Annotated in this window: 24 protein-coding genes, 1 pseudogene and 1 riboswitch; of the genes and pseudogenes, 8 read left to right on the top strand and 17 right to left on the bottom strand. The window is 58.5% G+C overall.

From position 1 onward, the window contains the following. The 17 genes and pseudogenes from K7R23_RS15915 to pduF all read right to left on the bottom strand — a co-directional run bounded on the left by K7R23_RS15915 (position 1) and on the right by pduF (position 14,354). Positions 1–678, bottom strand: a complete 678-nt coding sequence (locus K7R23_RS15915) for an energy-coupling factor ABC transporter transmembrane protein (RefSeq protein WP_024132735.1) — start codon at positions 676–678, stop codon at positions 1–3. Continuing rightward, positions 665–946, bottom strand: coding sequence for an energy-coupling factor ABC transporter substrate-binding protein (locus tag K7R23_RS15910; protein ID WP_012906314.1), 282 nt, complete (start codon positions 944–946; stop codon positions 665–667). Before K7R23_RS15910 ends, K7R23_RS15915 begins: the two co-directional genes overlap by 14 nt. A 1-nt stretch (position 947) precedes the next feature. Then, positions 948–1,685 (bottom strand): cobalt ECF transporter S component CbiM, encoded by a 738-nt coding sequence (cbiM, locus tag K7R23_RS15905; RefSeq protein WP_012906315.1) that lies wholly within the window; start codon positions 1,683–1,685, stop codon positions 948–950. Beyond that, complete coding sequence (locus K7R23_RS15900; RefSeq protein WP_012906316.1) at positions 1,682–2,395, bottom strand: cobalt-factor II C(20)-methyltransferase; 714 nt, start codon at positions 2,393–2,395, stop codon at positions 1,682–1,684. The genes cbiM and K7R23_RS15900 overlap by 4 nt, the downstream gene beginning before the upstream one ends. After that, positions 2,392–3,186: a sirohydrochlorin cobaltochelatase gene (cbiK, locus tag K7R23_RS15895; RefSeq protein ID WP_012906317.1), complete on the bottom strand. Its 795-nt coding sequence runs from the start codon at positions 3,184–3,186 to the stop codon at positions 2,392–2,394. The genes K7R23_RS15900 and cbiK overlap by 4 nt, the downstream gene beginning before the upstream one ends. Further along, positions 3,183–3,983 carry a cobalt-precorrin-6A reductase gene (locus K7R23_RS15890; protein WP_012906318.1) on the bottom strand — a complete coding sequence of 267 codons (801 nt, stop codon included), beginning with the start codon at positions 3,981–3,983 and terminating at the stop codon, positions 3,183–3,185. Before K7R23_RS15890 ends, cbiK begins: the two co-directional genes overlap by 4 nt. Beyond that, positions 3,980–4,705 carry a precorrin-3B C(17)-methyltransferase gene (locus K7R23_RS15885; protein ID WP_012906319.1) on the bottom strand — a complete coding sequence of 242 codons (726 nt, stop codon included), beginning with the start codon at positions 4,703–4,705 and terminating at the stop codon, positions 3,980–3,982. Before K7R23_RS15885 ends, K7R23_RS15890 begins: the two co-directional genes overlap by 4 nt. Then, complete coding sequence (cbiG, locus tag K7R23_RS15880) at positions 4,705–5,760, bottom strand: cobalt-precorrin 5A hydrolase (protein ID WP_012906320.1); 1,056 nt, start codon at positions 5,758–5,760, stop codon at positions 4,705–4,707. The genes K7R23_RS15885 and cbiG overlap by 1 nt, the downstream gene beginning before the upstream one ends. After that, entirely contained in the window at positions 5,741–6,514 is a 774-nt protein-coding gene (locus tag K7R23_RS15875) for a cobalt-precorrin-4 methyltransferase (protein ID WP_012906321.1), read from the bottom strand. The genes cbiG and K7R23_RS15875 overlap by 20 nt, the downstream gene beginning before the upstream one ends. Next, positions 6,507–7,061 (bottom strand): decarboxylating cobalt-precorrin-6B (C(15))-methyltransferase, encoded by a 555-nt coding sequence (locus tag K7R23_RS15870; RefSeq protein WP_012906322.1) that lies wholly within the window; start codon positions 7,059–7,061, stop codon positions 6,507–6,509. Before K7R23_RS15870 ends, K7R23_RS15875 begins: the two co-directional genes overlap by 8 nt. Further along, positions 7,051–7,656, bottom strand: coding sequence for a cobalt-precorrin-7 (C(5))-methyltransferase (locus K7R23_RS15865; RefSeq protein WP_012906323.1), 606 nt, complete (start codon positions 7,654–7,656; stop codon positions 7,051–7,053). Before K7R23_RS15865 ends, K7R23_RS15870 begins: the two co-directional genes overlap by 11 nt. Beyond that, complete coding sequence (gene cbiD, locus K7R23_RS15860) at positions 7,650–8,789, bottom strand: cobalt-precorrin-5B (C(1))-methyltransferase CbiD (protein ID WP_012906324.1); 1,140 nt, start codon at positions 8,787–8,789, stop codon at positions 7,650–7,652. Before cbiD ends, K7R23_RS15865 begins: the two co-directional genes overlap by 7 nt. After that, positions 8,786–9,418, bottom strand: coding sequence for a cobalt-precorrin-8 methylmutase (locus tag K7R23_RS15855; RefSeq protein WP_012906325.1), 633 nt, complete (start codon positions 9,416–9,418; stop codon positions 8,786–8,788). The genes cbiD and K7R23_RS15855 overlap by 4 nt, the downstream gene beginning before the upstream one ends. Before the next feature lie 11 nt (positions 9,419–9,429). Continuing rightward, a complete protein-coding gene (cbiB, locus tag K7R23_RS15850; RefSeq protein WP_012906326.1) occupies positions 9,430–10,389 on the bottom strand; it encodes an adenosylcobinamide-phosphate synthase CbiB in 960 nt (319 codons plus the stop codon). After that, a pseudogene (locus K7R23_RS15845) lies at positions 10,386–11,766 on the bottom strand (cobyrinate a,c-diamide synthase). Before K7R23_RS15845 ends, cbiB begins: the two are co-directional and overlap by 4 nt. 164 nt (positions 11,767–11,930) lie before the next feature. Further along, positions 11,931–12,105, bottom strand: a riboswitch (cobalamin riboswitch). A gap of 317 nt (positions 12,106–12,422) precedes the next feature. After that, positions 12,423–13,340 carry a transcriptional regulator PocR gene (gene pocR / locus K7R23_RS15840; RefSeq protein ID WP_012906328.1) on the bottom strand — a complete coding sequence of 306 codons (918 nt, stop codon included), beginning with the start codon at positions 13,338–13,340 and terminating at the stop codon, positions 12,423–12,425. 198 nt (positions 13,341–13,538) lie between these two features. Continuing rightward, entirely contained in the window at positions 13,539–14,354 is an 816-nt protein-coding gene (pduF, locus tag K7R23_RS15835) for a propanediol diffusion facilitator PduF (protein WP_012906329.1), read from the bottom strand. Positions 14,355–14,874: 520 nt separating this feature from the next. Between pduF and pduA the strand changes: the two genes are divergently transcribed. From pduA to pduJ, 8 genes are read left to right on the top strand one after another with little or no spacing between them, the layout of a single operon-like run. Next, entirely contained in the window at positions 14,875–15,159 is a 285-nt protein-coding gene (gene pduA / locus K7R23_RS15830; RefSeq protein ID WP_012906330.1) for a propanediol utilization microcompartment protein PduA, read from the top strand. Then, complete coding sequence (pduB, locus tag K7R23_RS15825; protein WP_012906331.1) at positions 15,156–15,968, top strand: propanediol utilization microcompartment protein PduB; 813 nt, start codon at positions 15,156–15,158, stop codon at positions 15,966–15,968. Before pduA ends, pduB begins: the two co-directional genes overlap by 4 nt. A gap of 18 nt (positions 15,969–15,986) precedes the next feature. Continuing rightward, the gene (gene pduC / locus K7R23_RS15820) at positions 15,987–17,651 is read left to right on the top strand and encodes a propanediol dehydratase large subunit PduC (protein WP_012906332.1); all 1,665 of its coding nucleotides are present in this window, start codon (positions 15,987–15,989) and stop codon (positions 17,649–17,651) included. Between the two features lie 10 nt (positions 17,652–17,661). Then, the gene (gene pduD / locus K7R23_RS15815) at positions 17,662–18,330 is read left to right on the top strand and encodes a propanediol dehydratase medium subunit PduD (protein ID WP_012906333.1); all 669 of its coding nucleotides are present in this window, start codon (positions 17,662–17,664) and stop codon (positions 18,328–18,330) included. Between the two features lie 13 nt (positions 18,331–18,343). Further along, positions 18,344–18,865 (top strand): propanediol dehydratase small subunit PduE, encoded by a 522-nt coding sequence (gene pduE / locus K7R23_RS15810; protein WP_012906334.1) that lies wholly within the window; start codon positions 18,344–18,346, stop codon positions 18,863–18,865. A 15-nt stretch (positions 18,866–18,880) separates the two neighbouring features. After that, positions 18,881–20,713, top strand: a complete 1,833-nt coding sequence (locus K7R23_RS15805; RefSeq protein ID WP_012906335.1) for a diol dehydratase reactivase subunit alpha — start codon at positions 18,881–18,883, stop codon at positions 20,711–20,713. Continuing rightward, positions 20,703–21,053 (top strand): glycerol dehydratase reactivase beta/small subunit family protein, encoded by a 351-nt coding sequence (locus K7R23_RS15800; protein WP_012906336.1) that lies wholly within the window; start codon positions 20,703–20,705, stop codon positions 21,051–21,053. Before K7R23_RS15805 ends, K7R23_RS15800 begins: the two co-directional genes overlap by 11 nt. A gap of 19 nt (positions 21,054–21,072) precedes the next feature. Next, the gene (gene pduJ, locus K7R23_RS15795; protein ID WP_004853788.1) at positions 21,073–21,348 is read left to right on the top strand and encodes a propanediol utilization microcompartment protein PduJ; all 276 of its coding nucleotides are present in this window, start codon (positions 21,073–21,075) and stop codon (positions 21,346–21,348) included. Positions 21,349–21,370 lie beyond the last annotated feature (22 nt).

Here is a 21,370-nt window from a genome sequence, read left to right as displayed (position 1 = left end):
TTACAGGTGAAAATCACCCTGATACAGTTTGATATCCAGCGTCGCGGTCATCTGCTGATAGCGAATCAGCACCCGGGTAAACAATAAGCCCACCAGCATCGCCAGCGAACGATAGCCTTTCGGCAGACTACGATAGCCAAAACGCAGCGTCTGCGCGCGATGAATCGCCAGCGCTTCATCCAGCAGAATAAAAATAAAGCGCCAGGTCAGCAGGATCTGCTCGGTGAGCAGGCGCGGCACATGCGCCCGTTTAAGCAGTAATATCAACTGCGGAAACGGCAGATTCAGCACCAGCCAGAAGGTGGCGGCCAGCGCCGCCAGGCTGCGCCAGAAAGTATCATTCGCCGCCTGTATGCCTGCTTCGCTGATACCGAACCAGACGTCGCCAAGCGCAAACGCGACCCGCAGCGACTGCGGGTCGCGGCTGATGCTGAACAGAATGGTCGCCACGCCCGCCACTAAAAAGCCAAACGGCAGCGCCATCCAGCGGCACCAGCGGCCCAACGAAATGCGCAGCAGCCAGCAGGTCAGCCAGGCGATCAGCGCCAGTTCGATGGCCTGTCCCCAGGGCGGCAGGGTAAACGCCAGCGCCATCAGCAGCAGCCAGAGCAGAAATTTGCGCTCAGGCGTCACGTGTAGCCAGCGGCTCTGGTAGCTCAGCCTGTCAAGCCCGGTCATCACGGCGCTGTCTGCCTCTGGTATAGCCAAGAATATAGAAAATCACCGCTGCGCCGAGCGACCCTTGTAACGTGAACAGCAGGCTCTCAATTTCGCCGCTGGCCGGTTCGTACAACGGCTGAAACCACGGTTGATAATGCGGCGCGATAGCCTGAATCTGGCTTTCCGCCTCGCCGTCCGAACCGCCATATTCGCCGCCGTGGTTGATAAAAAAGGGCAACATGATGAGGGCAATCACCATCGCCAGCAGTATCAGTGTCTTTTTCATCTTAATGTCCTTGTACGGTAATCAGTTGCCGTTTCGTCAACTGGTCATAGATCATGACCGTTAACAGCCCTTCGGCGATAGCGACGGGGATCTGCGTCAGGCAAAAGATGCCCATAAACTTCGCCACGGAGCCGCCCGCCCCGCTTGCCGGGTCCGGGAAGGCGACGCCAAGCTGCACCGAGGTGACAAAATAGGTCGCCAGATCCGCCAGCACGGCGCAGAGAAATACGCATACATCGCGACGCAATCCTGCGCGACAGGCCATTTTCCACATCAGATAGCCCACAAGCGGACCAATCACCGCCATTGACATGCCGTTTGCGCCAAGAGTGGTTAACCCGCCGTGCGCCAGCAGCAGCGCCTGGAACAGCAGCACGATCGCGCCGAGGATCGCCACCACGCCGGGGCCAAAGAGGATCACCGCCAGCCCGACGCCGGTCGGATGGGAACAACTGCCGGTAACGGACGGGATCTTCAGCGCCGAGAGCACAAAGATAAACGCCCCGCACAGCGCCTGCGCCATATTGTGATGACTGTCTTCCATCACAATATGGCGCAGGCGCACCAGGCCGTACCACAGGCACGGCAAAAACAGCAGCCACCAGACCAACGCCCATACCGGCGGCAAAAAGCCTTCCATAATATGCATCGCGAAGGCCTGCTCCGGTATAATCATCAGCACCAGCGCCGCCGCAAGACCGCTGAATGACAGCTTTTTCAGCTGTTGTTCACGTTTCATCGGGCACACTCCCACTGTTTATTGACCACAATGGTCGAGAAATAGGGCAACGGCTGGTCGTCGCTGACCGCGTTGAGATGCCGCCAGCACTGTTCGCCGGGGAGCGTCGCTTCCGCCATCATTAGCGCGCAGTCCAGCAGTCCCGCCTGCCGCAGTAACGCCTTTATTCGCGCAAAGCGGCCATAAACCTTCATCAGGACCAGGCTGTCGTGCTGCGCCAGCGCCCGTGCGATCTCTGCTTCCGGCGCGGTACAGGAGACGACGGCCAGCGACTGCTGCTCCATCGCCAGCGGCATTTTCGCCCGCGCGGCAATGGCGGCGAATGAGGTGACGCCCGGAACAATCTCCAGCCAGTCCGGACAGCCGATGCGTTGCAGTAAAAAGACCCAGGTGCTGAAGAGCATGGCGTCGCCAAGGGTGATAAACCCCACCTGTTTACCGGCGTTCACTTCCCCGGCCAGCGCGCTGGCCACCGTATCCCAGACCGCCTCTTTCTCCGCGCTGTCTGCGCTCATCGGAAAGTGACAGCAGCGAACTTCGGTCTGCTCGCCGAGATACTCGCGAACAATGGAGAGCGCCAGGCTGTCGCCGCCTTTGCGTCCCGCCGGAGCATAAAGAACGTCCAGCGAAGCCAGTACGCGGGCGGCGCGAACGGTGATCAGATCCGCGGCCCCCGGTCCAGTGCTCAGGGCATAGAGTTTTCCGCTCATGCCGCCGCCTCCGTCACCTGACTCAACGCCTGGTGTAGATGGTGAACAAACATTGCGCGCACCGCCGGATTTTCGCCAAGGCCGCTCAGCCACGGCGTTGCCGGGATGCCCGCCGCGTTAAACAATGTTTTCCATGAGTCGTCTTCATCGGAAGCCATATCATTGATGGCATGATCGCCCGCCACCAGCATCAGCGGCATCAGATGAACGGCGCGGGCGCCTTCTTTACGCAGGCTGTCGATGAGGATATCGACCTCCGGGTAGCTTTCCACCGCGCCAACGCGCGCCGGAAAACCCTGCGCGGTCATCATGTGATCAAGGCAGGCATAGGCGGCAAAGGCGTGATGGCTGGCGCCGTGCCCCATAAACACCACCTTTTCGCCCTCGCCCAGCACTGGCATCTGCTGCTGCAGGGCGCGGATTAGCTGCGCATAGTCGGCGTGGCTGCTTAACAGCGGCGCGCCCAGCGTCAGGCGGGAAAAGAGCGGTCGCATCGTCTGCACTTCACGAACGATTTTTTCATATTCGTCGCCGTTAATGATATGCAGTGACTGAATGGCTACGTCCCGATACCCCTGTTCAGCAAGCTTTTGCAACGCCTGCAACGGAGTATCGATATCAATCCCGTCGCGCTGACGGAGCTTGCGAATAATCATTCCCGAGGTAAATGCGCGAAACAGATCGCGGTCTGGACAGCTCGCGGCCAGATCGCGCTCGCAGGCGACAATATTCTTTTCACAGGTATCGTGATAGCTGGTGCCAAAGCTGACCACCAGAAGCGCTTTTTTCATTGTATGTCTCCTTTAGCAGCGGCCAGCCAGCGGGCCAGACGCCGGGCAAATGCGGCCTGACTTTCAAGTAACTCCTCTCCCGTCACCAGCGGCGGCGGGCGGGTAATGACGATGCAGGGGATCCCGGCATCCAGACAGGGCTGTACTTTTTCCTGATAGCCTCCCTCCGCGCCGGAGGCTTTGGTTATCACCACGTCAGCCTGACAGTGACGGTAAAACGCGGCGTTAAACTCAGCGCTGAACGGGCCGCAGAGGGCAAATATTTCCCCCACGCTAAAGCCGAGATCCGCGCACTGCGCAATCACTTCCGGCACTGGCAACACGCGCACAAGCAGCGTTTTTTCCGCCAGCCCCGCGCGCCACTGCGCCAGATCTTTACTGCCGGTGGTGAGCAGTACGCGCTCGCCAAAGCGCTTTGCCACCTCACAGGCCCCGGTGATGCTCCGGACCGTGTAAAGCAGCGGGTGCGTCAGGTCGCTGAGCTGATCGGGACGCTGGTAGCGGCTGAGCAGCACCCCCGCCTGCGCACAGGCCTCCAGAATGTTGCGGCTCACCGCTTCGGCATACGGGTGCGATGCGTCAATCACCCAGCGCGTCCCGTTCGCCTTCAGCCAGTTGACCATCTGCGCCTGCTCCAGCCGTCCGCAGCGCACCTGGCCTTTGATATCGCCCGCCAGCTGTTTGCCGGTCGGCGTCGCCACCGACAGGGTATACGCCACGCCGGCCGCATCCAGCTGCTGGCACAGCGCGCGGGCGTCACTGGTGCCGCCGACCACCAGCACCTCGCCGTAGCTCACAGCACGTATCCTCTTGGGGTGATCATCAGCCCGTCCTGCACGTAAGTGGCCTTGTTACCGACAATCACCAGGCTGGTCATATCCACCGGCGTAAAATCCATTTCCCCCAGCGTGGTCAGCCATTTTTCCTGCTTTTTCCTTCCGGCGGACTTCACTACCCCCACCGGGGTGTGGGCACTTTTGCTGGCGGAAAGCAGTTCGAAGGCGCGCGCCAGATGCCCTTCCCGTCCCCGGCTGCGCGGGTTATAGAAACAGATCACGAAGTCGGCCTCTCCGGCGGCGATAATGCGTTTTTCAATCACCGCCCACGGCGTCAGCAGGTCGCTCAGGCTGATGTGGCAAAAATCGTGCATCAACGGCGCGCCGAGCAGTGAGGCGGCGGCGATACTGGCGGTCATACCGGGGATCAGCCGTACCTCCACGTCCAGCTTCTGCTTGCTGACCAGCTCCAGCACCAGCCCCGCCATGCCGTAAATACCGGCGTCGCCGCTGCTGATCAGCGCCACGTTGTGCCCGGCCTGCGCCAGCTCAATCGCCGCCTGGCAGCGTTCAATCTCTTTGCACATCCCGGTTTTGATCACCTGCTTGTCGCTGGTAAACGCTTTGACCAAGTGGGTATAGGTTTTGTAGCCCACCACAATTTCCGCGGCCTGTAGCGCTTCAACCGCCTCCATGGTCATCATGGCCTGCGCGCCAGGACCTATGCCGATTACGCTTAACATCAGTGTGAAACTCCCAAAGTGATAGTGACCCCCTGCTCACGCAAGGTTTCGCCCAGCAGACGTCCCCGGCTCAGCAGCCAGGCTGCCGGACCGGATACGCTCCCCACGCCAGCCGTCTGGCGCACGAACGGCGACGCCGGAAAGCGGTGCTCATGCTCACGCAGCGCGTCAGCGGTAAAGGTTTCAAACGGCACGCGCCAGCATGACGCGAGCTGAATTAACCCCTCTTCATCTTTCTTCAGCGCCACGCTGCCAATGGCCTTCAGCGCCAGCGGATCAAAACGCTGCGCGGCAAGCTGACGCGCCAGCAGCGCCGCCAGCAGCGGGAATGGCGTATCGCGACGACAGCCAATACCCGCGACCACCCGCTGCGGCACCAGCTTCCAGTGGCGCACCGGGAGATCCGGCAGGGCGTCACGCAAGGTAATACAGATCAGCGCATCCAGTTCAGGCAACCGCTCAAGGTCAGTCACGGTGATAAACCCGCGGCGATCGCAGCGGCGCACCTCATCATCCAGATCCGGATCCCACCACAACCCCACCCGCTGGTTGCTCACCAGCATCTGATTGACCTCTTTGACCGCCGTGCGGAAGTCGTTCATCCGGGCGTTAAGCTGAAATGCAAGGGAGTCCAGCGCCGCCATATCGTTCACGTCGGTCGCGGTGGTAATCACCGGGTCTGCTCCCAGCATCCCCGCTAGGTAGCGGGTCAGCGCGTTGGCCCCACCCGCATGGCCGGAGAGCAGGCTGATGACATGCTGGCCGCGCTCGTCGATCACCACCACCGCCGGGTCGCTGAACTTGTCGTTGACCAGCGGCGCCAGCACGCGCACCGCAATACCGGCGGCGCCAATAAAAATCAGCGCGGAGTAGCTACTAAACGCCTCGCGCGCCGCGTGGGCGAATCCGCCTTCAAAGGCTAAAAATCCCTCTTCCCGCAGCTTTTCACTGGTAAAGCAGGTCAGCGGCAGCATTGCCGCCAGCCGTTTCGCAAGCTGTACGCCGCCGGGGGTCAGGCAAAACAGCGCAATAGATTCAGGCTTTACGGTATTCATGGCTAAAGTCCGCCGCATAGAGTTTTGAGTAGTGGTACTCTTCTCCCAGGAAATCCCCGACCAGGATCAGCGCCGTTTTGCGGATCCCGGCCTCGCGCACTTTGTCAGCGATGTCGGTTAACGTTCCGCGTACGGTCTGGCTTTCCGGCCAGGTCGCTTTGTAAATCACCGCGACGGGCGTGGTTGCCGGATATCCGCCCTCCATCAGCCGCTCCGCCACCCGGTGTATGCGCTGAACCGAAAGATAAATCGCCATAGAGGTCCGGTGGCGGGCAAATGCCTCCAGCTGTTCGCGTTCCGGCACCGGCGTGCGGCCTTCGAGACGGGTGATAATCAGACTCTGCGACACTTCCGGTACGGTATATTCGACGCCCAGCTCCGCCGCCGCGCCAAGAAACGCGCTGACGCCCGGCACCACCTGCCAGCGAATACCGCGTCTGGTCAGCTCTTCGCCCTGTTCGCGCACCGAGCCGTACAGCGAAACGTCGCCGGTTTGCAGCCGTACCACCGTTTTTCCGGCCTTCACTCCGGCCTCCATCAGATCGAGGATCTGCTCCAGATGCAGCTCCGCGCTGTCGTGGCACTGCGCCCCTTCAGGGCAATACGCAAGCAGTTCGGTATTAATCAGCGATCCGGCGTAAATCACCACCTGCGCCTGCTGGAGCAGGCGGTAACCCTTGAGGGTAATCAGTTCGCGGTCGCCCGGACCTGCACCGACAAACCACACGCAGCGGGGATCAAATGACTCAGACATAGCGTTCTTCCTTCTGACAGGCGACGACAAAAACAGGATTGTTCGGTTTGAAATAGTGACCGCTGCCGAGCGCGGTCAGGGACGAAATTTGCAGTTGCAGGCAGTCAATATCCTCTACGCCCGCCAGCTGTAGATGCGCCAGCGCGGCGTTAAGGTTTTCCTGAAGGATAAAGGTCATCACCAGACGCCCACCGGGATGCAGCTGGCGCAGCGACCAGTCGATAAGTTCCGGCAACTGACCACCGCTGCCGCCCATAAACACCGCGTCGGCTTTTTCCGTTATCACCATCGGCGCTTCTCCCGGCAGGATCTCAATATTCGGGCAGGCAAAATGCTGGCGATTCTCATCAAGCAGCCGCAGCGCCGCCGGATTGCGTTCAATGGCGGTGACGCGCAGCTGCGGGTACTGCAATGCCGCTTCGATGGAAACGCTGCCGGTCCCGGCCCCGATATCAATCAGATGGCGGGCCCGGTGCAGCGCCAGCGCGCGTACCGCCTCTTTGGTCATCGGCACCTTCTCGCCGCGCAGAAAAAGCTCATCTTTCATCAAGGATCACCACTGCATTCATGTCGTATTCGTCACGGACCTCACTGACGCGCAGCCAGTGGATGCGTTCATTATCCATTGCCAGATTTTCGCCAATCACCATCCAGCAACCACCTTTACCGCGGGCGACCAGCTGAGCGGCGATATCACGCGGCCCGCATTTTCCGTCAGTCACCATCGCCACTTTGCGATGCGCCGCCAGCGTATCGAAGCAGACGTTGCGCCCGTGGCTGCTGGTTAACCACATGTCGTTCATGTCGATGCCCGTCTGCGCGCACAGGTACTGCACCGCACTGATCCCGGGAATAATGCGCACCCGCTCAGCGCCAAAATGCGCCACTATCCGCGTACCGATGCCATAAAACAGCGGATCGCCGGAGGCGAGGATGACCACGTTTTTCTCCTGATGCGCCTCAAGCCACGCCAGAAGCGCCGGGATGCTGGCGCCGAGCGTAAACCGCTCGCCCTGAAATTCAGGAAACTGTTGCAGATGTCGCCTGCTGCCTGCCAGCGCATCGGCGCGCTCAGCCGCCTCCCGCGCGGCGGGGGTCATCAGGCGCAGATCCGCCGGTCCCATTCCCACCACCGTTAACATTGCATCTCCCGGACTATCTCTTCGACCGGGCGGTTGCTGCCCAACAGCTGATTATCAAAAGAGAACATGATGGCGTCGCAGGTCGGCGGGGTTCTGGTAAAGCGCAGCATTTGCGTGACGCGCTGGCAGATGCGTTCGGCGAGATGATCGTAAATACGCTGATAGCCATACGCGTCGATATGCTCCATCGCCGCCTCGGTGGTATCGCAGTCGCAGACCCGCTTCAGCAGCGTCAGCGGCGCGCCGAGCAGCGCCAGATGCGCCACTAACGTTTCCATTCGCGCATCGGCGATGTGGCTGTGAGTATGAAAAATCCCGGCGGCGATTTTGATCAGTTTGCCCGGATGCCCCACCAGCACAATCTGGCGAAACCCGAGCCGCACCGCCTCTTCAATCATGTAGCCGACAAAGTTGCTCATGGTGACCACGACCCGACTGTCGAGCCCCATCTGCTCGCGCACAAAGCGCTCGCCGTGGTTACCCGGTACCAGCACGACCCGTTCAAGCCCCTCGGCACGCCTGATCTCCAGCTCCAGCGACAGCGATCGTTTCCAGCTCTCTTCGGACATTGGCGTAACGATGCCGGTGGTGCCGATAATGGAAATGCCGCCGAGAATGCCCAGCCGCGAGTTGTAGGTTTTCTGCGCCCGCGCTTCGCCCTCCGGGGCAAAAATTTCGACTTCCGCGCCGCGCGCCGGGCCAATGGCCTCCCGAACCGCGGCTTCAATAGTGTGTCGCGGCGTGCGATTGACTGCCGCACTGCCCACCGGCAAGCCAATGCCCTTACGCGTGACGGTACCGATCCCCTCGCCGCCAGACAGCACAATCTCGCCGCTGTCGTTCAGCGTCACGCGGGCAAAAATCAGCATGCCGTGGGTGGCATCAACATCATCGCCGCCGTCTTTGCGGATCGCGGCAACGGCCTGTTGCCCCTCAATGTGCGGCGATTCAACGTTCAGACACAGCGTGACGCCGGACGGCGTGACGATGGAAATCTGCTGGATCAGATGCTGACGCAGCGCCATCAGCGCCGCGACCTTCGCCGCCGCCGTGGCGCACGATCCGGTGGTGTAGCCTTTTCGCAGCGCTTTGCCGTTATGCCAGACCGGCGCATCGAACGTTTGATCGCTCATCGCGCCCCCTGCAGGTGATAAAGGATGGCGTTAATAATTGCCGCCGCGACGTTGCTGCCGCCTTTGCGCCCCGGCGCGGTGATAGCCGGCAGGCGACTGTGGGTCAGCGCCTCTTTCGACTCCGCCGCGCCGACAAAGCCGACCGGCACACCCACTACGCCGCTGACCGCAACATTGTGCTCCAGCAGGCGAAATAGCGCGGTGGGCGCATTGCCGAAGACAAACACTTTTTCCCCCTCCTCGGCTACCGCAATATCCACCGCCGCCATAGAACGGGTGATCCCCTGCGCTTTTGCCTGCGCCACCACGCGCGGCTCGCTGATGTAGCAGCGGCATTCGCCGCCAGTCTTCGCCAGCAGGGTTTTGTTGATCCCCGACAGCGCCATGGTGGTATCGGTATAAATAATCGATGGCCGACTCAGCGCCGCACAAAGCCGGGCAAGCGCATCATCGGAAAACCAAAGAATATCCAGCCAGTCAAAGTCAGCGGTGGTGTGAATGACGCGTTTAATAATCGCCTCATGCAGCGGGCTGGCAAACCGGTATTCCGGGCGCGTTTCACGGATAATCTCGCCAATGATGGCGAAACTTTTGGCTTCAATCGCCATCGGTTGCTGAATGTATTGCATTGTTTCCATCCTCAGGCCCCCCCCACCACCAGCCAGCGCGTCAGCATGAACAGCGCCAGCGCAAGGGTGGATGCCACCCACATCAGTCGAATCGTTCGGGAAATGTCATTCACGGAAATGTCGCGCCGCGCGTCGCCAATCCACGGTTTTTCAACGCGTTCGCCAAAGTAGTCGTTCGGGCCGCCAAGCCGGATCCCCAGCGCGCCAGCCACCGGCGCTTCCGCCCAGGCGCAGTTCGGGCTGCTGTGGTTATAGCGATCCCGCCAGCCAATGCGCAGCGCGCGGACGCCGTCGTCGCGGCACAGAAACGCCGCAGCGCTGAGCAGCAGCCAGCCAAGCCGCGCCGGAATAATGTTTGCCAGATCATCGAGGCAGGCGCTGACCATACCGATCGCCCGGTATTGCTGATTTTTATAACCGACCATCGAATCAAGTGTGTTTACGGCCTTGTAAGCCATCGCCAGCGGCGCGCCGCCGAGCAGCAAAAAGAACAGCGGCGCAATAACGCCATCAACCGTATTTTCCGCGACGGTTTCCACCACCGCCCGGTTGATTTGCGGGGGAGTCAGCTGTGAGGTGTCACGCCCGACTATCCAGGAAAGTTTTTTCCGGCTTTCGGCGAGATCCCCGGCGCGCAGCGGACGTTCAACATCTCTGGCGGCATCCGCCAGACAGCGTCCGGCGAGAACGGTGAAAATCATCCACACCTCCACCAGCCAGCCCAGCCATGGATGAATGGCGCGGGCAAGGGTCAGTACGCCCCAGGCGGTCGCCCATGTCGCGCCCACCACAACCAGCCACATCACGCCGCCGCCAATACGCAGCGCCCGCTCGCTGTGGCAGTGGCGGCGCACCCTCCGCTGGACGACGTTAATCAGGTTGCCAATCCAGCGCACCGGATGCGGCCAGCGCGGCGGGTCGCCGACAATCGCGTCGATACACCAGGCGAGGCACCAGGCCAGCAGCGTCATAACGCCTCCCTCGCCGCCTTCAGCCAGTGGTTCAGCATCACGGGACGCTGGGCAAAATGAACGTGCAAATAGCTGGCGAAGGCGTTGCCCACCTGCCAGCCGCCGGACCACCGCTGAATGGTTTTACCGTCACGCACTTTGCAGCAGTCCAGCACGGCTGGCGTGGCGGCAAAAAAGTCGGAATAGTGAAATTCGTGTCCGCGCAGCACTTCGCCTGCCTCTGCCAGCAAAGTGGAGCGAAGCGCCTGCGCCTCACAGTAGCCAAAGCGGGTCAGCCGTTCCCCCATTTTGCTGTGACCGGGAATAATATCCGCCATACGATGCACCGCCCCGCTGGCTTCTTCCAGCTGCGTGCCGAGATACATCAGACCGCCGCATTCCGCGTAAATGGCGACACCCCGCCGATGGGCCTCGCGCAGGCTTGCCAGCATCGCGGCATTGGCGGCCAGCAGCGGGGCGTACAGTTCCGGATAGCCCCCCCCCCAGCCAGACCATCTGGCACGCCGGCAGCGCCCGGTCACGCAGCGGGCTGAAACGCTCGATTTTCACACCGCAGCGCTCAAGTAAGGCAAGGTTATCGGGATAATAAAAATTAAACGCCTCGTCGTCGGCCATCGCCAGCGTCAGCCCTTTTCCGGCGTCCGGAGCCGGTAATGCGGGCCATGCGCCCTGAGGCAGCGCCGCCATCTGGCTTAATGTCAGCAGGCGATTGATATTGAGCGTCTGCTCGAGCGTGGCGGCAAAATCCTGCCACGGTTGTTGGGTTACGACGGATTCGCGGGCGGTGACCAGCCCGAGGTGGCGCTCGGGAAGCGAAACGCCGTCCACGCGCGGCACATACCCCAGCACAGGCACCCCGCAGTAGCGTTCAATGGCCTGTTTCAGCAGTTGAAAATGGGACGCGCTGTTGACGCGGTTGACGATAACGCCAGCGATATTGAGCGTCGGGTCGAAGCGCTGAAAGCCCATTACCGTCGCGGCAATAGAGGTTGAAACGGCTTTGCCGTCTACCAGCAGGATCACCGGGCAGCCTAACTGTTTCGCCATCGCCGCGGTGCTGCAATAGTCGGGATCGATGCCATAGCCGTCATACAGCCCCATCACCCCTTCGATCACGGCAATGTCTGCCTGCTGCATCTGTTCGCAGAACAGCGCATTGAGGACAGGTTCGGGGAGCATAAAGCTGTCGAGATTGCGGGAGGCCGTGCCGCACACCGCCGTATGCCAGGCGGTATCGAGATAGTCAGGACCGACTTTACAGGGCTGAACGCGTAAACCACGTTTTTTCAGCGCGCTCAGCAACCCCAGCGTCACCGTGGTTTTCCCACAGCCGCTACCGGTGCCAGCCAGAACAAACGCGTACTGCTTTGCCGCCATAACCCTGATCCTGTTCAGGGTGGTAGAGGTAGAGATACCTATACCCGCAATACTTCAGACGACAGGAGGTCAGCGACGCGGCTTCCCCCTGCAATGTGAAGTACGACAGATATACCCAGCCTTTCGGCTGTACGCATCAAAACAACCCACTTCCCACCGAAGTTGTTGAACGTTTCCGACAGGCAGGTCTTCTGGCTTAGCGTCGTCCTCGCCCGTCCTTCCCAATCTCGCGATCAGTGGTTTTTACGGGGTCGTCAGCATCACAGCAGCGGGGGCTGCGGGGGATTTTCACCCCCTTCCCTGACACAAATGTGTCAAACCTGTCGGCTTTAAGGATAAGCAGAGCGTTATCTGCTTATCACCATAAAATATGTTATTCGCGCACGCTTTTTCATGACTAAAAACAAATTATCCTCATGAAAAACTGCACTGCTTTTAAACTATTCACACTGAAATGTCATGCAGGAGAATAATGAAAATGCGCTGCAATGACACCTTATCTCACCACAAAAATAAAATCTGGTGAACTTTATCCTGTCGAAGGCAATATTTTATTGCGCTATAACAATTTATTGCTGCGCTAAAAATAGTAACTCGCTAATAATGACGATGTTACACGCGCTGCGCAAAAATCAGCAATAACAAAATATTGCTCTTTACGCCGATTCCGCCGATAAACTTCCTGCAACCTGCTGGCGATACGCCTGCGGCGTCAGCTGATAAGTCTGGCGGAACACCTTGCAAAAATAGCTGGTTTGCGAAAAACCTAAATTGCGGGCAATACTGGCGATGCTCCAGTCGCTATGGCAAAGCAGCTCTCTGGCGCTGGCCATCCGCTGCTGGTTTACCCATGCGTTAAAGCCAATTCCCTGATATTTTTTGAACAGCTTACTGAAATAGTAGGGGCTCAGATAGACGTGCGAAGCCACGTCCTCCAGGCGCAAATCGTCGGAAAGATGCGCGTCGATATAGCGCAGCGCTTTTTTCATTTTGCTGTCATGCGGGCTGGGCGCGCGCGCCGGACGCGCGGGTTCCGCGCTCTGTTCGCTGTCCTTAATGACCACGAAATTGAGCTGTTTTTTCAGGCAATTTTCAACGATAAGCTTCAGCAGATCCGCCGAGGCCATCACGCGCGAGTAGTCCATTTCCGGCACATTACGGAATTCGTTAAGCAGCTCAGGATCGGCCTGCCAGCGGTCGTCAACGTTGAGGATATCGACCAGATCGACCTCCTCATCATTACGCAGACGCACCTGCCCGCACAATACAAAGCCCACCAGATGACCGGCGATCACCAGCGGGATAGAGAAGTCGGTTAAACCAGCATGACAGCGATAAATACAGGGCTGATCTGATTTCGAGGCTTCCAGTCCACCGCAGCGATCGCTCATCCGGCAGCGAGTGCTGTGCTGCGGATGCTGACGCATTAGCTGACAAAAAGGCGTGAAATTAAATAGCTCAGAAATCTCATCACCGTGAATATTGACAACCACAACGGCCAGGCTTGTGGCTTGCGCAAAATCCTGTGCGATTTTATTAATGAGTTCTGAGTTCAGGGTACTCGCAGAAATCATGATAAAATCCCTCAGTTAATCCATTGTTATAATTAAAACATAATTGTTACATTTACATCTTATCATCCGCTATCCTTAGCAATGACAGCAAACAAAATTGACCATAACAAAAGTCTCCCTGGGTGGGGAGACTTTTTCATCAGTTCGGGAAAGCAGATCACGAAATAGTTATTAAATCCGTGATAATAGTCCAGTGATTCATGACGACTGGGTGGTTTCCTCTATTTTGCAGCTATTGCAGGGTAAATTTTTACCGATGAAATAGCGGTAGATTGCCGCTCCGCCGCATGCGCCAATTACCGGCGCGATAATCGGCACAATAAAGTACGGAATATCCCGTCCGCCGGTCATCGCAATATTGCCCCAGCCAGCTATCCAGGTGAATAACTTAGGTCCAAAATCGCGCGCCGGGTTCATGGCGAACCCCGTCAACGGCCCGGTGGAGGCGCCGATTACCGCCACCAGAATGCCTATCAGCAGCGGTGCCAGCGGTCCCTTCGGCACGCCGTTGCCGTCATCGGTCAGCGCCATAATCAGCCCCATCAGAATCGAGGTGATCACCACCTCGACGCCTGCGGCCTGCCAGACGTTGAGCGCAGCCGCCGGATAGGTACTGAATATGCTGGCCAGATAGAGGCTGTCGACGCTGCCGCGCACCATATTGTGCGCCGTTTCATACTCAATAAACAGGCTGCCATACAGCAGATATGCCAGCAGCGCGCCGCCAAACGCTCCCGCCACCTGGGCTATGGTGTATGGCAGAACTTTACGTCCGGGGAAACAGGCAAACAGCCACAGCGCCACCGTAATCGCCGGATTAAGATGCGCACCGGAAATTCCCGCGGTCAGATAAACCGCAAGCGAAATACCCAGACCCCATATGATGCAAATTTCCCAAAGACCGAGGCTGGCGCCCGCGACTTTCAGTGCGCTCAGACAGCCAATGCCAAAAAACAAAAACAACCCGGTGCCGAGAAACTCGGCAATACATTGCGCTTTCAGTGAATCATTCATTATGACCCCTTCTCAGAAGCGTTCGTGTCAAACCAGCGACCCTTGCTGGCCGTAGAGTACAACAACGCTAACTATAAAAACGGACGTCCGGAAATTGTTGGCAAACTGCGCAACGCGGCGACTGGAAAAATCGTGCTGGCATAGCAAATTATTGTCATCAACTTATTCTGTTCCTGCGCCAGATGGACGACAGAGCAATTATTAAGAGAATTTTAAAATAGTAATTTCTTGTTATTTGCAGATGTCTGTTTTCCGAGGAAGCTCACAAATCATTTTTCGCCCATAGCAAATAAAATTAAAATCGTCACGTCTTAAAATGTAAATATGGAACAGAGAAAACCAAATTTTCATATTATATTTTTTATGAAAACAATTTAAAAACAATAAGATAAAATAACGAAAGGCAAATTTATCACATTCCAGGCCCACTATTTTTTTAGCCGCAGCGTTAAGTCAGCCATTCTTTTTCCTCGCTTCTTTTTATAGTCAGCAATATCGGGACAATCCAGGCGAGGTCTTTATGCAACAAGAAGCGTTAGGAATGGTAGAAACCAAAGGCTTGACTGCCGCCATAGAGGCCGCAGACGCCATGGTGAAATCGGCCAATGTGATGCTGGTCGGCTACGAAAAAATTGGCTCAGGGCTGGTCACCGTCATTGTTCGCGGTGATGTCGGCGCGGTAAAAGCGGCGACCGATGCGGGCGCCGCCGCTGCGCGCAATGTGGGAGAGGTGAAAGCCGTACACGTTATTCCACGCCCTCATACCGATGTTGAAAAAATCTTACCGAAGGGAATTAACCCATGAGCAGCAATGAACTGGTCGAACAGATCATGGCGCAGGTCATTGCCCGCGTGGCAAAGCCTGAGCAAACGGGCGCCCCTGATACCCCCCATCTGAAACGAGAGACGGCTATGGCAGAGAAAAGCTGCAGTTTAACGGAATTTGTTGGCACCGCGATTGGCGACACCGTAGGTCTGGTTATCGCTAACGTTGACAGTGCATTACTGGAAGCCATGAAGCTTGAAAAGCGTTATCGCTCCATCGGCATCCTGGGCGCGCGTACCGGCGCAGGTCCGCACATTATGGCGGCTGACGAAGCGGTAAAAGCGACTAACACCGAAGTTGTGAGCATCGAGCTGCCGCGAGATACCAAAGGCGGCGCGGGCCATGGTTCGCTGATCATTTTAGGCGGTAACGACGTTTCCGACGTCAAGCGCGGGATTGAAGTCGCGCTGAAAGAACTCGATCGCACTTTTGGCGATGTATATGCCAACGAAGCCGGACATATCGAACTGCAGTACACCGCCCGCGCCAGCTATGCGCTGGAAAAAGCCTTTGGCGCGCCGGTTGGCCGCGCCTGCGGGGTGATCGTCGGCGCGCCTGCGTCGGTGGGAGTCCTGATGGCCGATACCGCACTGAAATCCGCGAACGTCGAGGTGGTGGCTTACAGCTCTCCGGCGCACGGCACCAGCTTCAGTAACGAAGCGATTCTGGTGATTTCCGGCGACTCCGGCGCGGTGCGTCAGGCGGTTATCTCCGCGCGTGAAATCGGTAAAACCGTGCTGGCGACCCTCGGCAGCGAAGCGAAAAACGATCGCCCGTCCTACATCTGATATCCGTGAGGCTCATTCATGAGATCGAAAAGATTTGAAGCGCTGGCGAAGCGCCCTGTAAACCAGGACGGTTTCGTTAAGGAGTGGATCGAAGAAGGCTTCATTGCGATGGAAAGCCCGAACGATCCGAAACCGTCGATAAAAATCGTTAACGGCGCGGTTACCGAACTTGACGGCAAGGCCGTCAGAGAATTTGACCTGATTGACCATTTTATCGCCCGCTATGGCATCAACCTGGCGCGGGCGGAAGAAGTCATGGCGATGGACTCGGTTAAGCTCGCCAATATGCTGTGCGATCCTAACGTCAAACGCAGCGACATTGTGCCGCTGACCACCGCGATGACGCCGGCGAAAATCGTCGAAGTGGTATCGCATATGAACGTGGTGGAGATGATGATGGCGATGCAGAAAATGCGCGCCCGCCGCACCCCGTCTCAGCAGGCGCACGTCACCAACGTCAAAGATAACCCGGTTCAGATTGCCGCCGACGCCGCAGAAGGCGCATGGCGCGGATTCGACGAACAGGAAACCACCGTTGCGGTAGCGCGCTACGCGCCGTTCAACGCCATTGCGCTGCTCGTCGGCTCGCAGGTCGGGCGTCCTGGCGTCTTAACCCAGTGCTCGCTGGAAGAAGCGACAGAGCTGAAGCTCGGTATGCTGGGTCACACCTGTTACGCCGAAACCATCTCCGTTTACGGCACCGAACCGGTCTTCACCGACGGTGACGATACGCCGTGGTCGAAAGGCTTCCTCGCCTCCTCCTACGCCTCCCGCGGCCTGAAAATGCGCTTCACCTCCGGCTCCGGATCGGAAGTACAGATGGGCTACGCGGAAGGGAAATCGATGCTCTATCTGGAAGCGCGCTGCATTTACATCACCAAAGCGGCAGGCGTTCAGGGGCTGCAAAACGGCTCGGTGAGCTGCATTGGCGTTCCGTCCGCCGTTCCTTCCGGCATTCGCGCGGTGCTGGCCGAAAACCTGATCTGCTCGGCGCTGGATCTGGAGTGCGCCTCCAGTAACGACCAGACCTTCACCCACTCCGATATGCGTCGTACCGCGCGTCTGCTGATGCAGTTCCTGCCGGGGACCGACTTTATCTCCTCCGGTTACTCCGCGGTGCCGAACTACGACAACATGTTCGCCGGTTCCAACGAAGATGCCGAAGACTTCGATGACTACAACGTCATTCAGCGCGACCTGAAGGTGGACGGCGGCCTGCGCCCGGTGCGCGAAGAGGACGTTATCGCCATTCGTAATAAGGCCGCCCGCGCCCTGCAGGCGGTATTCGCCGGAATGGGTCTGCCGCCGATTACCGATGAAGAGGTGGAGGCAGCAACCTACGCCCACGGTTCGAAGGATATGCCGGAACGCAATATCGTCGAAGACATCAAGTTCGCGCAGGAGATCATCAATAAAAACCGTAACGGTCTGGAAGTGGTGAAAGCGCTGGCTAAGGGCGGCTTTACCGACGTCGCGCAGGACATGCTCAACATCCAGAAGGCGAAGCTAACCGGGGACTATCTGCATACCTCCGCCATTATCGTTGGCGACGGACAGGTGCTCTCTGCGGTCAACGACGTCAACGACTATGCCGGTCCGGCAACAGGTTATCGCCTGCAGGGCGAACGCTGGGAAGAGATTAAAAACATCCCTGGCGCACTTGATCCCAACGAGCTCGGCTAAGGGGTGAACAATGGAAATTAATGAAAAACTGCTGCGCCAGATAATTGAAGACGTGCTCTCAGAAATGCAGGCCAGCGATAAGCCCGTTTCGTTTCGCGCGCCGGGAAGCGCCGCCGCCCCTGCCGCTCCGGCGGGAGACGGTTTCCTGACGGAAATCGGCGAAGCGAAGCAAGGCACGCAACAGGATGAAGTGGTGATTGCAGTCGGCCCGGCGTTTGGCCTCTCGCAGACCGTCAATATTGTCGGCTTATCGCATAAGAGCATCCTGCGCGAAGTGATTGCCGGTATTGAAGAAGAAGGCATTAAAGCACGCGTGATTCGCTGCTTTAAATCCTCCGACGTGGCGTTTGTCGCGGTCGAAGGCAACCGTCTCAGCGGTTCCGGCATTTCAATCGGCATCCAGTCGAAAGGCACCACGGTTATCCACCAGCAGGGGCTGCCGCCGCTGTCCAACCTGGAGCTGTTCCCGCAGGCGCCGCTGCTGACGCTGGCGACCTACAGACAGATTGGCAAAAACGCCGCGCGCTACGCCAAACGTGAATCGCCGCAGCCGGTACCAACGCTGAACGATCAGATGGCGCGTCCGAAATACCAGGCGAAATCGGCCATTCTGCACATTAAAGAGACGAAGTACGTCGTGACGGGCAAAAACCCGCAGGAACTGCGCGTGGCGCTTTAATAAGGATCCCTTTATGAATACCGATGCAATTGAATCGATGGTTCGGGACGTGTTGAGCCGCATGAACAGCCTGCAGGGCGACGCCCCTGCCCCGGCTGCCAGCGCGAGCCCTTCAACATCCTCCGTCAAAGTGAGCGATTACCCGCTGGCAAATAAACATCCTGAGTGGGTCAAAACGGCCACCAATAAAACGCTGGATGATTTCACGCTGGAAAACGTGCTCAGCGACAAGGTGACCGCGCAGGATATGCGCATTACGCCGGAAACGCTGCGCATTCAGGCCGCTATCGCCCGGGACGCCGGACGTGACCGGCTGGCGATGAACTTTGAACGCGCCGCGGAACTGACCGCCGTACCAGACGATCGCATTCTTGAGATTTACAACGCCCTGCGTCCTTATCGTTCAACGAAAGAGGAGCTGATCGCCATCGCGGACGATCTTGAAAACCGCTATCAGGCCAAAATCTGCGCCGCATTTGTGCGTGAAGCGGCGACGCTGTACGTCGAGCGTAAAAAACTGAAAGGCGACGATTAAGGTTAAGGAAACGCGATGCGATATATAGCTGGCATTGACATCGGCAACTCATCGACAGAGGTCGCTCTGGCGAGGCTTGATGCGTCCGGCGCGCTGACCATTACCGGCAGCGCGCTGGCGGAAACCACCGGAATCAAGGGCACATTACGCAATGTGTTCGGCATTCAGGAGGCGCTGACGCGGGCGGCCAACAGCGCAGGCATCAATGTCAGCGATATTTCGCTCATCCGCATTAACGAAGCCACACCGGTGATTGGCGACGTGGCGATGGAAACGATTACCGAGACCATCATCACCGAGTCCACCATGATCGGCCATAACCCGAAAACACCGGGTGGCGCGGGTCTCGGCGTGGGCATAACCATTACGCCGGAAGAGTTGTTAACCCGACCGGCGGACGCCCCTTTCATCCTGGTGGTTTCTTCGGCGTTCGATTTCGCCGATGTCGCCACCATGATTAACGCCTCGGTTCGCGCGGGCTATCAGTTAACCGGCGTCATTTTACAGCAGGACGATGGCGTACTGGTCAGCAACCGGCTGGAAAAACCGCTGCCCATCGTTGACGAGGTGTTATACATCGACCGCATACCGCTCGGGATGCTGGCGGCGATTGAAGTCGCCGTTCCCGGAAAAGTGATTGAAACGCTGTCGAACCCCTACGGCATCGCCACGGTGTTTAAGCTGGACGCGGAGGAGACCAAAAATATTGTGCCGATGGCGCGCGCCCTGATCGGCAACCGCTCCGCCGTGGTGGTCAAAACGCCGTCAGGCGACGTGAAAGCCCGCGCTATTCCCGCCGGAAATATTGAACTGCATACGCAGGGCCGCACCGTGCGGGTCGATGTTGCTGCGGGCGCCGACGCCATTATGAAAGCGGTGGGCGACTGCCCGAAGCTGGATAACGTCACCGGTGAAGCCGGCACCAATATCGGCGGTATGCTGGAGCACGTTCGCCAGACCATGGCGGAGCTGACCAACAAGCCCAGCAACGAGATCTTCATTCAGGATCTGCTGGCCGTTGACACCGCGGTGCCGGTCAGCGTGACCGGCGGGCTGGCGGGGGAATTTTCGCTGGAGCAGGCGGTGGGCATTGCCTCGATGGTGAAATCCGATCGCCTGCAGATGGCGATGATCGCCAGTGAAATCAAAGAAAAGCTGAACGTTGACGTGCAGGTCGGCGGCGCGGAAGCCGAAGCCGCGATTCTCGGCGCGTTAACCACGCCGGGCACCACCTGCCCGCTGGCGATTCTGGATTTAGGCGCCGGTTCCACCGATGCATCCATCATTAATCCGCAGGGTGACATTATCGCCACCCACCTCGCCGGAGCGGGCGATATGGTCACAATGATCATCGCCCGCGAGCTGGGGCTGGAGGACCGCTATCTGGCCGAAGAGATTAAAAAATATCCGCTCGCCAAGGTGGAAAGTCTGTTCCATTTACGCCATGAGGACGGCAGCGTTCAGTTCTTCCCCGGGCCGCTCCCGCCGACAGTCTTCGCCCGCGTTTGCGTGGTCAAGCCCGATGAGCTGGTGCCGCTGCCGGGCGATCTGCCGCTGGAAAAAGTGCGCGCCGTTCGCCGTAGCGCCAAAGAGCGCGTATTTGTGACCAACGCCCTGCGCGCGCTGCGTCAGGTCAGCCCAACCGGCAACATTCGCGATATTCCGTTTGTGGTGCTGGTGGGCGGCTCCTCGCTGGACTTTGAGGTGCCGCAGCTGGTGACGGACGCGCTGGCGCACTACCGGCTGGTCGCCGGGCGCGGAAATATCCGCGGCGTCGAAGGTCCGCGAAACGCCGTCGCCACCGGTCTGATCCTCTCCTGGCATAAGGAGTTCGCCCGTGGACAGTAACCTCACGACGCCAGCCATTGTCATCGTCCCCGTTGGCGACAGCCTTTCCCTCTGGCAGGAGGTGCTGCTCGGCATCGAAGAAGAAGGCATTCCTTTCGTCATTCAGCGCCAGCGCGACGGTGACGTGGTGCAGAGCGCCTGGCAGGCGGCGCGCCAGTCTCCGCTGCTTGTCGGCATTGCCTGCGATCGGGAAACGCTGGTTGTGCATTACAAGAATTTACCCACTTCAGCGCCGCTGTTTACGCTGACGTATCGCCAAAACAGCCTTGACCGGCGAAGTACAGGAAACAACGCGGCAAGGTTAGTCAAAGGGATCCCCTTTCGGGATCTCAATGCTTAATCCACAGGAGAATCGCAGTATGAATAACGCATTAGGGCTGGTTGAAACAAAAGGGTTGGTCGGCGCCATTGAAGCCGCAGATGCGATGGTGAAATCCGCCAACGTGCAGCTGGTCGGCTATGAAAAAATCGGCTCTGGCCTCGTTACCGTTATGGTTCGCGGCGACGTCGGCGCGGTGAAAGCGGCGGTTGACGCGGGCAGCGCGGCGGCAAGCGCGGTGGGCGAAGTGAAATCCTGCCACGTTATCCCGCGTCCGCACAGCGACGTTGAGGCCATTTTACCGAAGTCCGCCTGAGTACTGTCGAAAAGGAGCACAG

The sequence above is a fragment of the Citrobacter rodentium NBRC 105723 = DSM 16636 genome (assembly GCF_021278985.1).
GTDB classification, from domain to species: domain Bacteria; phylum Pseudomonadota; class Gammaproteobacteria; order Enterobacterales; family Enterobacteriaceae; genus Citrobacter_A; species Citrobacter_A rodentium.
The sequence above is the reverse complement of the archived record's forward strand: the minus strand, read 5'-3'. Positions and strand labels throughout refer to the sequence as shown.

Coding starts and splice junctions, on each gene's coding strand:
- K7R23_RS15915 (WP_024132735.1), bottom strand. CDS start 678: ATGACCGGGCTTGACAGGCTGAGCTACCAGAGCCGCTGGCTACACGTG.
- K7R23_RS15910 (WP_012906314.1), bottom strand. CDS start 946: ATGAAAAAGACACTGATACTGCTGGCGATGGTGATTGCCCTCATCATG.
- cbiM (WP_012906315.1), bottom strand. CDS start 1,685: ATGAAACGTGAACAACAGCTGAAAAAGCTGTCATTCAGCGGTCTTGCG.
- K7R23_RS15900 (WP_012906316.1), bottom strand. CDS start 2,395: ATGAGCGGAAAACTCTATGCCCTGAGCACTGGACCGGGGGCCGCGGAT.
- cbiK (WP_012906317.1), bottom strand. CDS start 3,186: ATGAAAAAAGCGCTTCTGGTGGTCAGCTTTGGCACCAGCTATCACGAT.
- K7R23_RS15885 (WP_012906319.1), bottom strand. CDS start 4,705: ATGTTAAGCGTAATCGGCATAGGTCCTGGCGCGCAGGCCATGATGACC.
- cbiG (WP_012906320.1), bottom strand. CDS start 5,760: ATGAATACCGTAAAGCCTGAATCTATTGCGCTGTTTTGCCTGACCCCC.
- K7R23_RS15875 (WP_012906321.1), bottom strand. CDS start 6,514: ATGTCTGAGTCATTTGATCCCCGCTGCGTGTGGTTTGTCGGTGCAGGT.
- K7R23_RS15870 (WP_012906322.1), bottom strand. CDS start 7,061: ATGAAAGATGAGCTTTTTCTGCGCGGCGAGAAGGTGCCGATGACCAAA.
- K7R23_RS15865 (WP_012906323.1), bottom strand. CDS start 7,656: ATGTTAACGGTGGTGGGAATGGGACCGGCGGATCTGCGCCTGATGACC.
- cbiD (WP_012906324.1), bottom strand. CDS start 8,789: ATGAGCGATCAAACGTTCGATGCGCCGGTCTGGCATAACGGCAAAGCG.
- K7R23_RS15855 (WP_012906325.1), bottom strand. CDS start 9,418: ATGCAATACATTCAGCAACCGATGGCGATTGAAGCCAAAAGTTTCGCC.
- cbiB (WP_012906326.1), bottom strand. CDS start 10,389: ATGACGCTGCTGGCCTGGTGCCTCGCCTGGTGTATCGACGCGATTGTC.
- pocR (WP_012906328.1), bottom strand. CDS start 13,340: ATGATTTCTGCGAGTACCCTGAACTCAGAACTCATTAATAAAATCGCA.
- pduF (WP_012906329.1), bottom strand. CDS start 14,354: ATGAATGATTCACTGAAAGCGCAATGTATTGCCGAGTTTCTCGGCACC.
- pduA (WP_012906330.1), top strand. CDS start 14,875: ATGCAACAAGAAGCGTTAGGAATGGTAGAAACCAAAGGCTTGACTGCC.
- pduB (WP_012906331.1), top strand. CDS start 15,156: ATGAGCAGCAATGAACTGGTCGAACAGATCATGGCGCAGGTCATTGCC.
- pduC (WP_012906332.1), top strand. CDS start 15,987: ATGAGATCGAAAAGATTTGAAGCGCTGGCGAAGCGCCCTGTAAACCAG.
- pduD (WP_012906333.1), top strand. CDS start 17,662: ATGGAAATTAATGAAAAACTGCTGCGCCAGATAATTGAAGACGTGCTC.
- pduE (WP_012906334.1), top strand. CDS start 18,344: ATGAATACCGATGCAATTGAATCGATGGTTCGGGACGTGTTGAGCCGC.
- K7R23_RS15805 (WP_012906335.1), top strand. CDS start 18,881: ATGCGATATATAGCTGGCATTGACATCGGCAACTCATCGACAGAGGTC.
- pduJ (WP_004853788.1), top strand. CDS start 21,073: ATGAATAACGCATTAGGGCTGGTTGAAACAAAAGGGTTGGTCGGCGCC.